This window comes from Flavicella sp. IMCC45668 (assembly GCF_057219105.1).
On record NZ_CM170114.1, the window covers coordinates 1,355,025 to 1,372,267 of the forward strand.

The 17,243-nt window shown below is 34.1% G+C and carries 9 protein-coding genes; 3 read left to right on the forward strand and 6 right to left on the reverse strand.

The window, feature by feature from the left end; genetic code table 11:
* Positions 1 to 226 precede the first annotated feature (226 nt).
* Positions 227 to 3,211: a glycoside hydrolase family 2 protein gene (locus AC2DZ0_RS06035; protein ID WP_484644346.1), complete on the forward strand. Its 2,985-nt coding sequence runs from the start codon at positions 227 to 229 to the stop codon at positions 3,209 to 3,211.
* 176 nt (positions 3,212 to 3,387) lie between these two features.
* Here the strand turns inward: AC2DZ0_RS06035 and AC2DZ0_RS06040 are convergent, their stop codons facing one another.
* The 6 genes from AC2DZ0_RS06040 to AC2DZ0_RS06065 all read right to left on the reverse strand — a co-directional run bounded on the left by AC2DZ0_RS06040 (position 3,388) and on the right by AC2DZ0_RS06065 (position 15,323).
* Positions 3,388 to 4,266 (reverse strand): hypothetical protein, encoded by an 879-nt coding sequence (locus tag AC2DZ0_RS06040; protein WP_484644348.1) that lies wholly within the window; start codon positions 4,264 to 4,266, stop codon positions 3,388 to 3,390.
* A 121-nt stretch (positions 4,267 to 4,387) separates the two neighbouring features.
* Positions 4,388 to 7,144: a family 78 glycoside hydrolase catalytic domain gene (locus AC2DZ0_RS06045; protein WP_484644349.1), complete on the reverse strand. Its 2,757-nt coding sequence runs from the start codon at positions 7,142 to 7,144 to the stop codon at positions 4,388 to 4,390.
* Between the two features lie 21 nt (positions 7,145 to 7,165).
* A complete protein-coding gene (locus AC2DZ0_RS06050; RefSeq protein ID WP_484644351.1) occupies positions 7,166 to 9,955 on the reverse strand; it encodes a family 78 glycoside hydrolase catalytic domain in 2,790 nt (929 codons plus the stop codon).
* 263 nt (positions 9,956 to 10,218) lie between these two features.
* Positions 10,219 to 10,911, reverse strand: a complete 693-nt coding sequence (locus AC2DZ0_RS06055; RefSeq protein ID WP_484492117.1) for a fibronectin type III domain-containing protein — start codon at positions 10,909 to 10,911, stop codon at positions 10,219 to 10,221.
* Positions 10,912 to 10,915: 4 nt separating this feature from the next.
* Positions 10,916 to 13,105 carry a T9SS type A sorting domain-containing protein gene (locus AC2DZ0_RS06060; protein ID WP_484644353.1) on the reverse strand — a complete coding sequence of 730 codons (2,190 nt, stop codon included), beginning with the start codon at positions 13,103 to 13,105 and terminating at the stop codon, positions 10,916 to 10,918.
* 400 nt (positions 13,106 to 13,505) lie between these two features.
* Positions 13,506 to 15,323, reverse strand: a complete 1,818-nt coding sequence (locus AC2DZ0_RS06065; RefSeq protein ID WP_484644355.1) for a tetratricopeptide repeat protein — start codon at positions 15,321 to 15,323, stop codon at positions 13,506 to 13,508.
* 137 nt (positions 15,324 to 15,460) lie between these two features.
* Between AC2DZ0_RS06065 and AC2DZ0_RS06070 the strand changes: the two genes are divergently transcribed.
* Both AC2DZ0_RS06070 and AC2DZ0_RS06075 read left to right on the forward strand, forming a co-directional pair.
* Positions 15,461 to 15,871, forward strand: coding sequence for a c-type cytochrome (locus AC2DZ0_RS06070; RefSeq protein WP_484644356.1), 411 nt, complete (start codon positions 15,461 to 15,463; stop codon positions 15,869 to 15,871).
* 2 nt (positions 15,872 to 15,873) lie between these two features.
* On the forward strand, positions 15,874 to 17,205 hold the full coding sequence (locus AC2DZ0_RS06075; protein WP_484644358.1) for an FG-GAP repeat domain-containing protein: 1,332 nt from the start codon (positions 15,874 to 15,876) through the stop codon (positions 17,203 to 17,205).
* The last annotated feature ends 38 nt before the right edge of the window (positions 17,206 to 17,243 follow it).

A 17,243-nucleotide genomic window follows, 5' to 3' on the forward strand; every position in this document is an offset into this window, starting at 1 on the left:
CCTTATCGAATTGCATCCTGTACTGTATTGAAACTAGAATTACTTAAATTTTCAACTAGGGATAAAAATAATACACACAGATCAAAGTCTAACGGTCAAAGAAACTTTTTGACAAGAATATAACCAACGACTTAAAAAAAACCAAATTATCAAATTCATACATCACAGTGCATGACAGATAATTCCAGCATCTAAGTAAATTTGTTATTAAAATTCATTAGTTTTTATGTATCAATCGAAATTAAAATTAGTCAGTATTTTCATAGCCCTTATTGGTTTCACTTTCAAGTCTTGCATTAGTCAGAAAAAAAACGCAGGTGAAGAGAAAACAACTACCAACAGAGTTAAATATAATTTTAATCCTGCTTGGAAGTTTGTCAAAGAAAATCCAGAGAATGCTCAAAAAATTGACTTCAATGATACTTCATGGGATACTATTAGTTGTCCTCATACCTTCAACGATATTGATACCTTCGATGATTACAGTCTTGGTCATCATGACGGTGAATCTAATCAGTGGAGAGGAACTGTTTGGTACCGAAAGCATTTCAAACTACCTGAATCAGATAAAGGTAAAAAAATATTTATTGAATTTGAATCCGTGAGACAAATAGCGGATGTTTACATAAATGGCATACATCTCGGACAAAACCAAACAGGCTTTATTCCTTTTGGATATGATTTGACACCCCATTTAAACTTTAATGGAAATAACGTTCTAGCCGTAAAAGTTAATAATGATCGAGGGGACCATTTTAGAGAAAATTTCCCTCTAGTTTGGAATCATGAACATTGGCACCCTACTCATGGTGGAATCTATCGCAATGTTTTTTTACATGTGATGAATCCACTTCATATTACGCTTCCTCTGTATGACAACTTAGAAACATTGGGAACATATGTATACGCAGACAACATATCTGAGAACAAAGCTGATGTCTTTGTAAACGCTGAAGTACAAAATGAATATCATAAAAACCAATCTGTTACATTTAAGGCGAATGTGTATGATTACGAAGGTACACTTGTTGCAAGCTCTCTAACAGAACAAGAAATAAAAGCAGGAGAAAAAAGCATTTTTTCCACAAAAGTGACTGTTGAAAACCCTCATCTTTGGTACACCCGAAAGCCTTACATGTACTCCGTAAAAAGCGCCTTACTGATAGATGGTAAAACAGTAGATTCCTATAACACACCATTAGGTATTCGAAGCTTTATTTTCGATAAAGACAAAGGATTTTTTAATAATGGTGAACACGCAAAATTACATGGCTGGGGACAAAAGCCAACTAATGCCTGGGCGGGATTGGGTGCAGCGTTACCTGATTGGCTACGCGACCATACGTTCCAATTAATGGATGAAGCCGGAGGTAATTTTATTAGATGGGGACATTGTGCAGGGTCTCCTGCAGAGGCCGATATGGCCGATAAATACGGATTTGTTACCTTAATGCCTGGTGTAAGTGGTGAATCGGAAGATGAAGGAGAAACTTGGGACATCCGAATAAAAGCATTTAGAGATATGATTGTCTATTACCGAAATCATCCATCTATATTTATCTGGGAAGGTGGTAATTGGGCAGAAAGTGAGGCTCACTATAAAGAAATCTTGAAGGTTATTAATACGTTTGACCCTAATGGCAAGCGCCTTATGGGGAATAGAAGAGCCGATGTTAAAAATGATTCTGAAGGTTATATTTCTATTGAGATTGGAACCGAAGGTTGGGAACGTGAATATCCTGATTTACCGGTTATTGAAAGTGAATACATGCGTGAAGAAGCCCCGAGACGAATATGGGACAAAAATTCACCTGATGATAATTTCTTCAGCCACCCAAATATTGATAAAAACACCTATAAAATCACTTCAGAACAATTTGCTGTAAGACAGGTAAAACATTGGTGGGACAAAATGGGTAGAAAAGCCTATCATGTAGGTGGAGCAAACTGGATTTTTAGTGATGGAACACATGGTGGTCGTGGACAAACTGAGGTTACTAGAGCCAGTGGAGAAGTCGATGCTGTACGTTTACCTAAAGAAGCTTTTTATGCGCTAAAAGCCATGTGGCGTCCAGAGCCGCAAGTACATATTATTGGACATTGGAATTATGACAAAGACACAACAAAAGACATCTTTGTGGTATCCAACACCGCGGGTGTAAAACTTTATGTTAACGATACATTAATTGGAGAAAACACAACTCCAACAAGTGGATACCTATACACCTTTAAAAACGTTTCTTGGGAAGCTGGTGAAATTAAAGCAGAGGGAATTATTGACAACAGTGTTCAAGTAACCCAAACAAAAACTACTGCAGGAGCTCCAGTAGCTCTAAAGCTAACTCCAATTACCGCTCCTAAAGGATGGCTTGCTGATGGCTCTGATATCGTACTCATTGATGTAGAAGCAATAGATGCTAAAGGACAAAGATGCCCATTAGCTAAAGGGCGTGTTGACTTTAGCATAACAGGACCAGCCATTTGGCGTGGTGGTTATAATAGTGGAAAATCCAATTCAACAAACAACTTATTTTTAGATCTAGAATCCGGAATTAATCGGGTGGCCATCCGTTCAACATTAACGTCTGGAAAAGTGACCCTTTCGGCTACTTACAAAGAATTACCAAAGGTAAGTGCAGAACTAATCTCAAATCCGATAGTTATAAAAAACGGATTAACAACAGAATTACCTCAAGTATATAAACCCATATTCACTGAGGAGCCTACACCTGACCACACGCCTGATATTCCAGAATACATTCCTGGTAAAACCAATAAAAGCAAGCTATTTACAAAATTTAGCTATACTGGTGACGGTAAAGCAATGTTACGTACTAATATGCATTGGGGTAAAAAGGCTTATACTGATATGGAAGAAAACTATACGGTAATTCCAAAATACCTAACAGGCTCTGAATACATAAGAACACCAAACTCCGATAATCGATATTGGGCAAGAGATCAGCTGCAATTTATTGCTGGGGTTAAAATGCATATATATGTATTACATGACGATACCGTTAAACGACCTGAATTCTTGCTAGACGATTACCAAGATACTGGCGATAATATTAAAGTAGGTAATACTGTAATGTCTATTTTTCATCGGGTTGCAGAAGCTGGCGATAGTATTATAATGGCAGGAAATAGCGATGGTGATGCTCCGAAAGATTGTAGAATGTATACGGTAATAGGGAAAGTGTTTCGATAATAGCATTTTATAAACCCTAAAAAAGAGGAACTTAGCTTCAAATACAACTGAGTTCCTCTTTTTTATTAATTGCGGTAGGTGGCTAGATCCACTATTAGACGTTAAGAATCTAAAGTTCGAATGTCACGAATAAAAAATTTCTGATGCTTTGAATTTTTGAAGCAATTACTTTCTTATTAATTCTTAGCATTTATGTAATTTAAAAGTAAGGTTTTCACATCTTTTACCTTTCCTTCCTTTAATCCATTATTCACATTAGCACCAGTTATCCAATACAATAACATACCTGCATCAGAGCAATCCCATTTTCCTTTTTGAAATTTCACAACATCATCTACCTCAGCAATTTTTCCTTGAATCCATAGTTGTTGAATTCTAGCATCTTTATGCGTTTTTGCCCAATCCCACTTATCTAAATCAACCTTAAGATTGGTATTTTGATCTGGTATACGTACTTCTTCCACACCGAAATCTAATATTTGTTTCCAACTATAAAAATCTCCTGCATCGTCATTCGCAGGATGATGCGTTATCACCTTCACATACTTATGCTTTGCTTTGTCTGAAGCATCTAAAGCAAAACCGATAATGTCAGGCTCACCTGCTTCAACAATCCAAAGTGGGTCATTTTTCGAAGAAGCATTGATCGCACTTGCAAGATCTTTTATGGTCTTATCTAATTGCCATTTCGCATCTAAAAAAACTAAAGATTCATATCCTCCCCATCTTCTAGCGGTTACATCACAAGCACTTTGCATTAAAGCATGTCTCTCATACTCTGCTTCTTCAGAAATTCTTTTTACTCTTACCAAATCACAACTATGAGAATAATGAACCAATCTATCTTGCAATCCTGTAGCACTCATAAGAGCTAAAGAAACAGCGGTGCCTCCTAAATCATCTGGATCAGGAGAATTTCCATCTGCTACTACAGCAATTCGTCCTGTTGGTGGTTGAATCACTTGAGCTCCAACAACAAACATTGAAAAAAGAGAAAACACAACCAATAATCTCAACTTATTACTCCTTATTTTATTTAACAATTCCTTCACCATATTTTTTACGTTTTAATATTCAACTACTATTCTTTTTTTATTTCATAGATGACAGGATTACTTACCAAACAACTTAAATCATCTGCCAAAACAAACATGAATACTAATACTTTGTCAGTTTTTAATTACTATCTATTCTAAACGCATAGTCACCTGAAGCTACTTCTAACTCAATAGTACTTTCTGTGTTTTTAACAGAAAGCACATTTGCTATATCCTCTGTTTTTTTATTATTTACCGTCAAGTTTGAATTTGAACTCATCGGAATTGTAATAATAGCAGTTGTGTTCGGAGGTATCCTCGTATCCAATAAAAACACACCATTTTCAATTTTCCATGAAGAAGCTACTTCTCCGTATGGCGTATTCAATGTAGCCGATGCTGATGTCAATGGGTCTTTTGCCACAGGACCAATTCTAATTTTCTTATAGCCCGGTTCTAATGGAGCAATTCCGGCAATACGTTCATACATCCACTCACCAATTGCACCATAAGCATAGTGATTTAAACTATTCATATTTTGCGGATTGAATCCATCCTTTTTGCTATAACTATTCCAACGTTCCCAAATGGTTGTTGCTCCTTGATTTATAGAATAGAACCAAGAAGGATAAGTCTCTTTGAATAAGATTTTGTACATCAAATCTATTTCTCCTGTTGCATCTAAAACTTCTGACAATAAGGGTGTCCCTAAAAATCCTGTTCTCAAATGATTATCAGCTTCTGCTATTTTTTCTAATAGATGTGTTTTAGCATTTGCTTTATTTTCTTCAGACAGCAAACCAAATGATAAAGCCAATAAATAAGAAGTTTGTGTCTCACTAACATTTTTTACTTTTCCATGATCAAAAAACTTATTTTCAAAAGCTCTTGCAACCTTTTTATATAAAGCATCATACTTTTCAAATTCTTCAGTTTTACCTAGTGCTTTGGCAGTTTTAGCAGTTAGATTTGCAGAATGTGCAAAAAAAGCTGTCCCAATCAGGCTTTTAGAGGTATCTCCTCTATTATCACCATTCTCAGGAAGCGGTTGCAACCAGTCTGCAAAAAATCCCATTTTAGAAATGTAATTTTTTGTAACACTTTCGTGGTATTTCACCCAACCTTTCATGGTTTCAAAATTTTCTTCAAGATTTTTTTTATCTCCTGTTCTTAAGTAAACTTTCCAAGGAATAATTGTACATGCATCTCCCCATCCTGCACTTACCTTATTATTATACAATACATCAGGCACTACCCATGGCACGCCTCCATTGTCATATTGCGATTCGCCAACACTTTGCATCCAACTCGCCCAAAATCTATATACATCTGCATTAAACATAGATGCCGGAGCAAATACTTGTGCATCAGCTGTCCATCCCATACGCTCATCACGTTGCGGGCAATCGGTTGGGATATCAAAAAAGTTTCCTCTTAATCCCCAAACAATATTACTTTGTAACTGATTTAATTTTTCATGAGAAGATGTAAACGTTCCATTTTCTTCAAAATCTGAGTATTGTACCATTCCCGTTACCCATTCTTTTGATGGAGTTTTTGAAGTATCAAATCCGCTTAACTCAACGTATTGGAATCCGTGAAATGTAAATTTTGGCATCCATTCTATCACACCATCTTCAGAAGCAGTATAGTAATTTGTAGACTGTGCACTTCTATAGTTTTCTGTGTAAAATGTACCATCTGGTGCTAACTTTTCAGCAAATCGAATTTTTAACGTTTTTCCTTTTTTCATAGGTACCTTTAGCAACGGAACACCCACCATATTTTGTTGCAAATCAAAAATTAGAGTTTTACCTTTTTTAATAATCTCTTTCGTGGTTACTTCCATTTTAGTCTTTACCGTTGTGTGCCTCTTTGGTTCTAAACGAATATCTTCAGATAAGGGAAACGCATGAACAGATACCCATGATGTATCATCAAAATTATTGGTTGTCCAACTTGGCATTTCTAAATTGGCATCATAAGTTTCACCATCATAGATTTCAGACATCCTAATAGGACCATTTGTTGTTCCTTTCCATGTTTCATCAGAAAGAATTACTTTTTTAGAACCATCTTTCATTGTTACTTCTAACTGCGCCAAAGCTTTTGGAGATTCTGTATCGCTCCAATAGGTTTTCATCCATCCAAGTCGCCCTGAATGCCAACCCGCAGCAACCTCAATTCCAATAGTATTTTGCCCAGACTTCACTAAATTGGTAACATCATATGTAATAGTTTCTATACGAACTTTGTAAGGTGTATACCCAGGTGGCATTACATCATCACTTACATCTTCTCCATTTATAGCTACATCAAACACTCCTTTGGCTGTGATGTATAATCTTGCTGAAGCAACATCGTTAGAAATTTCAAACCCCTTTCTTAAGTACTGAGGTCGATGTAAAATATTCTCTTGACTTCCAATTACTTTTTCTTTTTTGGTATCTAAGCCAATCCATTTTGCTTGCCAGTCTGAATTATCTAACAATCCTAATTCAAAATGATTAATAGCACTCCATTTAGAAGCTTCATTATCTTGATTCCAATATTTTACTTGCCAATATACTTTTTGACGTGATTGTAAATCAGCTCCTCCATATTTTAGCCAAGTAGACTGCGCTGTTTTTTGTTTTTTAGAGTTCCAAACATCCGGATTTCCAGGTAATAAATCTGGACTACTCGCAGCTACAATTTGGTAAGCACTCTGGCTTAAAACTTGATCTGAAACTGGTAATTGCCATGAAAAACTAGGTGTACCATCATAAAACCCAAGAGGATTCACAAAACCTTCAGATACTTTTAAACTTTTTGCTTCTTTTACTATTTCTTTTTCTTGACAAGCGACAAAACTCAAAAAAGCCAAACAGCTAAATGTGAATAAAAATTTTCTCAAATTTGATTTTTTAAACATGTTTTATAATTTAGTTTGAAAGTTATAAGTTCCTGGTTCTGCGATAATCTTTACTGTGTTTTTATCGGAACTAATTAATTTTAAATTTGAATTCTCAATAATAGTACTTCCATTTACCAATACCTGATCTTTATTCCCATAAGGAATATGCACTTCTGCTGATGTACTAGGTGGAATTACAACACTAAGTGCAAAAGAATCATTCTTAATTTCCCACGATGATAACACATCTCCATAAGGTGTTTTCACACTTGCGGAAGCTGACGTTAAAAACTTGGTATTGGGCTTAGGAGCAATTCTAATTTTTTTGTATCCTGGCGCTAATAATGCCAAACCAGCGATACGCTCGTACATCCATTGCCCAATCGCTCCGTATGCATAATGATTTAAACTATTCATACTTTGCGAGTTGTAACCTCCTTCTGCACTAAAACTATTCCAACGTTCCCACATGGTAGTTGCCCCTTGGTTTATAGAATAAAACCAAGATGGATATGTCTCTTTGAATAAAATTTCATACATCAAATCTATTTCTCCCATCTCATCTAAAACTTTGGGTAAAATTGGGGTTCCTAAAAACCCAGTACCTAAATGATAATCTGCATTCTTAATTTCTTCAAGCAAGTGGCTTTGAGCTTTTAGTTTGGTTTCAGGTTTAAATAAATCAAAATATATACCTAATAAATAACTTGTTTGCGTTTGTCTGTTTTGTTTGAACTTTCCGTTTTCATCAAAAAATTCTTTTTCAAAAGCATTGGCAACAGCCTTATGTAACTCTTTATATTTTTTTTCTTCTTCCGTTTTTCCTAAAACACCTGCCATTCTAGAAATTAAATTTGCAGAATGCGCAAAATAAGCGGTATTGATCAATTCTTTTGGTGTATTGCCTCTATTTCCTTTTTTTAAACTTTTAGAAGGATATGGCTGCAACCAATCTCCAAATGAATGCATTATTGGAATAAAAGCTTTCTTTTTGACTTTCGACTCATAGTAACCTACCCATTTTTTAGCTGACTCATAACTATCTTCAAGTACGGTAATATCTCCTGTTATATTATAAATATCCCAAGGAATAATAACACAAACATCTCCCCAACCTGAGCTGCCATTCTTATTCTGCAATACATCTGGTACAATATAAGGTATTAATCCGTTTTTATGTTCAGATTGATTTTCTCTGAGACTTTGTAACCAAGCCGTCCAGAATGCATGAGTATCATAATTAAAAAGAGCGGTAGGTGCAATAACTTGTGCATCTCCTGTCCATCCTAATCGCTCATCACGTTGCGGACAATCTGTTGGAATATCAAAAAAGTTATCTCGTAAACCCCAAGTAATATTGCTCTGCAATTGGTTCAATTTATCATGAGACGAGGTAAAAGATCCATTTTTCTCAAAATTGGAGTGTTGTGCGATACCCTGCACCCAAGAAATATTTGGCTTCGCGTTTTTGTCGTACCCGCTTAGTTCTATAAATTGGAATCCGTGAAATGTAAATTTTGGAACATATTCTACAATCCCATCCTTAGATGCCACATAATAATCAGTTGACTTTGCAGAACGGTAATTTTTGGTGTAAAAGGTGTCATCTTTTAACAACATTTCAGAAAAACGTATTTTTAAAGTATCCCCTTTTTTCATAGGAACTTTTATCTTAGGCACTCCAACAATATTTTGCTTTATATTAAAAACTGCCGTGTTTTCTTTTACCCATACAATTTCTGCATCATTTAAAATAATTTGATTTTTTACTGTATGATGTCTTTTGGGAGCAAGTTGAACATCTTTAGCAATCTCCTCAACCTCCACCAATTCCCAGTTAGAATCATCAAAAGCAACAGTACTCCAATTTGAAATTTCAAAATTTGCATCATATACTTCACCATCGTAAACACTTGCCAAACGTATAGGTCCGTTTGTCGTTCCTTTCCAAGATTCATCAGAAACAATGGTTTGTTTTGAGCCATCTTTCATCATAATTTCTAACTGACATAGAATTTTTGGTGAAGCAAAATTTTTGTACAATGCCCTACCTCTACTAATTCTACCAGAATGCCAACCCGAAGCTAATTCTACTGAAATAGCATTTTTACCGGACTGTAAAAAATCAGTAACATCGTAAGTGAGTGTTTCTATTCGATGATTGTATGGTGTCCAACCGGGAGTCATTACATCATCGCTAACATCTTGGCCATTTACATGCACATCAAAAACACCTTTTGCAGTGATATACATTCTTGCCGAAGCAACATCTGAAGATAGCTCAAAACCTTTTCTCAAATATTGAGGTCTGTGCATTAAAAATTTACGCACCCCTTTGATGCTATCTTTTGCTGTATCTAATCCTGTCCATTTTGCTTGCCAGTCAGAATTATTTAGCAAGCCCAATTCAAAGGAATTTATTTCACTCCAATCAGACGCATTGTCATCTTGATCCCAACACCTTACTTGCCAAAATACTTTTTGACGTGATTCAAGTTCATTTCCTTGATATTTGACGAATGTAGATTGTGCATTGTTTTGTTTTTCAGAATCCCATAAATCAGCATTATCAGGCAACAATTCTTTTGAAGAAGCTACAACTATCTGAAAAGCAGATTGCGATTTGATGTTCTCTAAAATTGGTAGTTTCCATGAAAACGTTGGGTTTGCATCATAAAATCCTGTTGGGTTTTTGAACCCTTCTGAAATGGTTAAGTTTGTTACAGCTTGGATTTTTTTTTGTCCAGTACATGATAACAAAAAGAGGAATAATAAATAGCTGGCTATTAATAAAAGACTTTTAGTTTTCATCTATAAATACATGTGTAAAATTTATTTCACAATTTTATCAATAAATGTAAACAAAGTACGACAAAAGGCTGTCCTGTACTCTATTGCTTTGCGCTGACACAAATTCATCATTTTTTATTGAATATCTGTATACTCAAAAATCTACGTTAACACACTTTTAAAAAAACGAGTCAAAAAAACATGCACCTGCTAAAAAATTGAAACAAAAAAAGCTGCTATAACTTATTACATTATAACAGCTTTAAAATAAAAATATATGTTAACTATTCAGTTGTAAATCTCCATACTTGTCCAATACTAACCCCACCGTTATCGTCTTTTACGACCACTTTAAAATAATAGGTTGATGCCGCAGTTAACCCTGTTGCATTGAAGGTCGTTTCTGTTTGATTTTCAGAAACTTTAGTAACTGGCTGCTCATTCATATCTAAATACACATCAAAAAGCAAGGGATCATTATCAACATCTGATGCTGACCAACTTAAAATAGTACTTGTACCTTCTATTTCTGAATCTAAAACAGGTGCAATTAAGGTTGGTGCAAAAGGTATATGATTAGAAACACCATCACCTTCTGTTAAAAATTGACTCACTGTAGAAAATTCACTCTCTGCACCTTTGCTATCAACTGCTTTTAACCTCCAGAAATAAGACTTCCCTTTACTTAAAAACAAAGTCTTTGAAGTTGAAGTAGTTAAAGTGCTATGCGTTAATGGAGAAAACGAATCATTTTCTGAAACTTCAATTTTATACGTTATAAGGTCTCCTTCCGCGTCAACAGAAGCTTCCCATTCAAACTGCACATTCTCATAAATGCATAACGTGTTATTTAATGGATATACTTGAACAGGTACTGATGGCGCTGTGTTTTCTTCTTCTGGGGTTCCTTCATCATCTCCTCCACAGGAAATTAAAACTCCTAATAAAAGTGCCATATAAAAATATAAATTCTTCATTTTTTTATTTCTTTATTAATTTAATAAATACCGGTTTGTGTGAATTTATTTTAACAAAATAGATGCCATTCGGTTTATCTTCTATGTTCAGCTTTATTTTTCCTGAATCTACTGTCAATGTTTTTGATACTATCAATTGAGACTGTACATTGAACGCTTCAATATCTAATGTTTCAAAACTAGATGGTACGTACAATTCAAATATACCAGTTGAAGGATTTGGATACGCTTTGATATCCTCTAATAAATTAATCTTTTTTAACAACGAACCTTGACATGCTTCTTTAGCAACAACTTGAATCTCATCTCCATGGTTTACTTCAACAGAAAATTTAGAAGCTTCTGTCTCAAAAATTTCAACTCCATTTTTTACCACCCTATAAGGAGCTTTTCCTGATGCAACCGAAATTACAGCTGTCTTTTTGCTGACATCAATTTTTCCTGATAAATCCACGGCCTCTTCAATAGTCAATTCATAACAATGACTGTAATCCTTTCCTACCACTTCTATACATAAGCCATAAGTTCCTGGAGCCAAATCTTCAATAGTCTGATTCTTTGTAAAACTATAATCAGAACCATTGATACTTGCCACATAACTATCCGTTACAGCACCTGTTATAACAAGTTTACCATTATCACTATCTACACATGACTCTCCAATTGATTGAATCTTGAAGTTTGCTGGATCTGTTGGGTCGGTAGGATCAATATCTAAATCAACAATTAGTAAATACAAAGGCTGCGCATTACCTGTTTTTTTCTCCATTAAATAGTAATACAACTTTCCGTTCGCTATATGAACTCTACCATGATCATAAGTTTTACCCGATGTAGCTTCATAAACCCTACTAAAACTATTTGTTCCTCCTACAGCTTTATCTACAAAAACACGATTGCTACTTGTTAACCCAATAATATAAACATTATTTCCTGAGGTATATATTGAGCTTCCTCCTGCAAAATCTTCAGAAGTAATGAATTCTTGAACACCTGCCGGTTTATAAGTATGTAGATATTTTGTTACATTGTTTTGGTTATCCTTTACTTTGCTAATAATATGCACATCTCCCTTTGCGGTTACCGTCCAATCAAACCCATCTACGATATAAACCATATTCGTCTGAGTCGTTGTTACATAATCTCCTGGCTCCATCACTTTTATATCGTCCGCATCGTAAAGAGGTAATGAAAACAATGTTCCAGAGTGATCTTTCCAACTATTTAAACCATTTTGATCATCTGAATACGCATAATACACACCATTCTGATATTGATATTTATCGGTATTATTGGCAGATCTGCGTTGAAAACCAATTCTAACTTTACCATTCACATATTTCATGTTACCATAAAGTCCCCAGTTATAATCTATTCCTGGTTGATTTTTAGCATTTAACACATTAAAATGTGTAAAACTAGACCAAGTTGAAGTATTCGCATCATATTTAGAGAATTTATAAGCTCCATTATTGTTACCACCTTCACGCATATACATAAAAACATCTCCTCCATCGTTCAAGAAAAACTGTGGATATGTTAAAGCTTGGAAATTAGCATAATCTTCTCCTCCATTTAAACTTAGATGCTTATAACCTCCGTTGCTGTTTTTTACAAATTTATCTAACGTAAAGTCTGCATCAGAAACGGATGCAATATTTTTATTTGAATAAGAATACCTAAAATAGTCGTCACTCAAACTCCCATCAGAAGGTCTTGCTCTACTATAAGCATGCATATCATACAACAAATGTATGGTTCCATCTATTGGGCTAACTGCCACAGCAATTGTGTTATGCGATTCTCCAATCCACCATTTATTTTGATACCCTGTATGTTGGTGAGGAAATTCTATCGTTGCCGATGTTCCTGTATTGGTATTATAACGTGTTAACATTACATTTCTTTCACCTTTACCACCCTTATACCAAGTCATAAAGACATAATTACCATAAGTCTTAACACAATCTCCATGTGCAGAGATACTCTTACCAAAATAGTAATCATAAGGAGTATTTACATCATCATTAGAATTACTAGCATCTACTTTACTCCCATCAAAATGCAAACCAAAATCGGTAATTTTAACCTCTTTCTCTAATACAACTTGAGCAATAATATGCACATTAACTGCTAAAAACAAGAGCAGGGAAAAAGCATTTTTTATAAAATTATTAATGGTGTTATATTTCATAATTTCAAATTAAAATTCACTGTATTCACAAATATCCTACTCAAAACTGAGCAAACCGTACTGAGCTATACTGAACCTTTATTGAAACACAAAAAAACATAAACCTGTAAACCAGATACTTAAAAACATCATCCTGTAAATAGAAAATACAAACAACTTACTTATGATCGGATAAAAAAACACATGCTCACCCAAAAGAAAAATCAGAAATGATTCTTTGATTACCTCATAAGGTATAAGGCTTATCTTCAATAAACTTACTTCTATAGTTGACACCGCCAATATCTAATAATATTTTAAGCTCGAAACTAGTAGTTTGTTCTTGATAAAAAACAAAGGGTTAAACTAATACTAAATACATAATATACTAACTTTAAACACCCTCATGTTATCGAAAACACTAGTTGGAATTCATGTTTTTTTGAAAATCTTTAGACATTTCACTTAATACAGCAATGTACTCTCTAGGGAAATAGCCTTTTTTTGCCTTATTTATAGTTTTGAGAAGATAGTAATCTGCTCTTTCTATATTTTTAAGTTGCGCATAAGATAATGCTAAAGAATGACCAGCACTCACTTGAGTGCCTAGATCAGATCTAAAATTTATCCACGCCCGTTCACTTAACTCTCTAGCCTTAGAAGCATCACGCATTTTCTCATCAGGACAATTTATTAAAAAAGAGGCGTACGCGGCTTGAAGGTTCGGATTATTTGGAGAAGACTTTACTGCTTTTTTATACAAACTATTTAGCTCAACCCACATTTTATTTTTTTTATAATACTCAGAAAGGTAAATTATTATAAACCCCTGGTCAGAAATTTCCTCAAAAGCCTTTTCATAAAACTTTACAGATCCTTTTATATCATCAGAGTTCTTGGCAAGAATTCCGCTTAAAATATTTATACGAGGGTTTTTGGGGTCCATTTTTTTAAATCTAGACAAATACTTTTTAGCATTTACCAAATCACCCATTTGAATATATAACATTGTAGCCCCATTGATTGCAGCAGGATCATTAGGATATTGTTCTAATAGCTCATTCATCAATTCAAGTGACTTTTCTTTCATAACCAGCCTGTCATAAAACATTCCTGCTAATCTCGACTTTGTTTCTGGTTTTTCTTTTTCACTTTTTGAAGCCAATAAAAAATACCTTTTCGCAATATTTTTCATACCAATATTTGAAAACCCAGTTCCAAAATCAACCAACTCTTTGTAGTCGTCTTTAAACCAAACCAAATGCTTATCTACATAAGGGATTCCTCGTCCAGCCATATTGTTAACCATAAACAACCTTACTGCCTTCGATACAATATACTTACTATCCGGAACATTTTTCAAACTAGTACTCACCAATTCCATCGCCCAGTTAATGTTGTTACTTCTAACTGCATCTTCAATTCGTTTTAACAAATACGTTTCAGATCTGGAATAATAACTCAATCGATCCAATAAAACATCTACAGGCGGTACATATTCAACTAAATCTTTGGATCGTTCTGAATAATAACGTTTTAGTTCTTCATCTCCTTTCTCAGCATAGATAATACTTAATTGTTTATAAGCTGGGCCAAAAGAAATTTCGCTAGAAATTAACGATTCTAACTGACTTACAGCTAAGTCAACCTTCCCAGTATTGGCATGCATCTTTGCTAATTCAAATCTGGCATAAACTGGAATTAAAAAATAAGAAGCTCTTTTTGTTTCTTTTAAAACAAATAATTCCTTCTTCATATTAGATAACTCTGTAAGTATTTCTTCAAAAATAGTCAACTCTCCTAGTTGACTATATGCTTCAGCTATGTAATACTTAGCCATATATTGATCTGGCTGAATATTTAACACATCATTAAAGTACTTAATCGCACTTTCAGAATCACCTAATCTTTGTTTTATACAACCTAAATAATAAGTCCATTTCCATTCTTCAGAATCACGATCATCTGCCAATAAGTAGCAAACTTCTGCTTCTTTAAAATAATTATTTGCATGATACACCATCCCTAATTCTCCCAAATTATTTGCAGAAGGATTATCCAATGTTTTTGAATTAATACTATTTAAATATTTTTGAATTGAACCAGACGATTCATTTAAATTTGGCATCTTAGGAAGTCTACTAACATACTGGCTATTCGTATACATATTTATTAAAAAATATGCCAAAACCAAAACGACTGTAACTGATAATCCCCAAACAATATTCCTTCTATTCATTTCTAAAAAAATTATTTGCTAAAATAGAAAAAACATAGTTTTGAAACTATGAAAAAAAGAGAAAACACCTTTCTAAAACGTTAGATTTACGTATTTTAGACGCGTATTAGACTCTTACAAAACTCACCACCTACTCAATGAAAATAAACGGAAACAAAACAGTCTACCTTTTACTATTAATTGGATCTGTATTAGTTCTTAGTTGTCAGAATTCTAAAGAAAAAACTGAATTAGAGAACATAAAAAAAGGGGAAAAATTATTTGCTACAACGGGCTGTATTACTTGTCATTCATTAAACAACAAAAAACTTTATGGTCCATCATTAAATCATATTTTAGGAAAAACAATAAAAGTTATTCGAAACAACAAGGAGCAATCAATAATAATTGACAAAGCTTATATTAAAAAGTCAATTTCTAATCCCGATTACGAAAAACCTGAATTATTTAAGAGTTCAACAATGCCTAAACCCAATCTTACAGAAGGTGAAATTGATTGTATCACCAACTACCTCATCAGCATTCAACCCAAACAACAGAATAAATAATTATGCAAAAAAATAATTTCTTAAAAGAGTCCCTTTTTCAAAAATACAAGACATTGTTTTTTCTAGTTTTTATTTCAATTTTGCTTGTAAATTGTAAAAAGAAAGAAAAAAATTCAACCCCTGATGGAAAAATAAAGAATGAAGCACTTACTGAAAATAGCTTTTATACAAATATCTCAAAAAAATTCAAACCATCTGCTATAGGGGACACGTTTGAAGAACCTCCACAAATATCTCATCTCGCTGTTTCTGACATCAACAAAAATGGATTGCTAGATATTGCGGTTTGCGATATAAAAAACAACGTCATTTCAATAATAAATCAATCTCCAAAAGGTACATTTACTGAAAGTATCGTTGCAGATAATATGACAGCTCCAGCCCATGTTCAGGTATTTGATTTTGATAATGATGGAGATAATGATTTATTAGTTGCACTTCTTGGAATGCTTTTCCCTAGCAATGATAGAATTGGTTCTATTGTTGTACTTGAAAATGATGGAAAAAATAATTTTTCGAAGCGAATAGTTTTGGAAAACATTGCCCGTGTAGCGGATGTTAGAGCTGGTGATTTAGATGGTGATGGTGATATTGACCTAGCAGCTGCTCAATTTGGGTACGACGACGGTGAAACTTGCTGGATAGAAAACACGGGGAATTGGACTTTTAAAAACCATAGTTTACAAAATCTTTCTGGCCCACTAAATGTTGAATTAATAGATATTGATTCTGACAATGATTTAGACATTGTTTCACTTGTCACTCAAGAATGGGAAAAAATTTATTGTTTCGAAAATGACGGGAAAGGGAACTTTACTCCTAAACAATTATGGGGATCTAGTAATGATGATTATGGCTCTAGTGGTATTTCCATAACTGACTTGAACAAGGACGGAAAACCAGATATTCTTTATACAAACGGTGATGCTTTTGACTATCTTCCTCCTTTGCCTCGACCATGGCATGGGGTGCAATGGTTTGAAAACTTAGGCGATTTAAATTTTAAGCATCGACCTATTATTAATTTCCCTGGTGCTTTTAGCGCGAGAGCAACTGACATTGACAGAGATAACGATGAAGATATTTTTGTGGTTAGTGGTTTTAACTATTGGGAGAAACCAAGTGCTGAAAGTTTGGTTTTACTTGAAAACAATGGGAGTCAAACTTTCAGAAAACATACTATTGCAAAATCTCCAACACATTTAATTACCTTGGAACTTGGTGATTTTAATAATGATGGACATACAGATTTGGTTACAGGTGGTGTATACATCTACCCTCCATACGAAAATTTAGAACGAATAACTCTATGGATGAATACAGGAAAACAATAATTTTTTGCTCGCAATAAATTGTTTTCCTGTTTTATCAA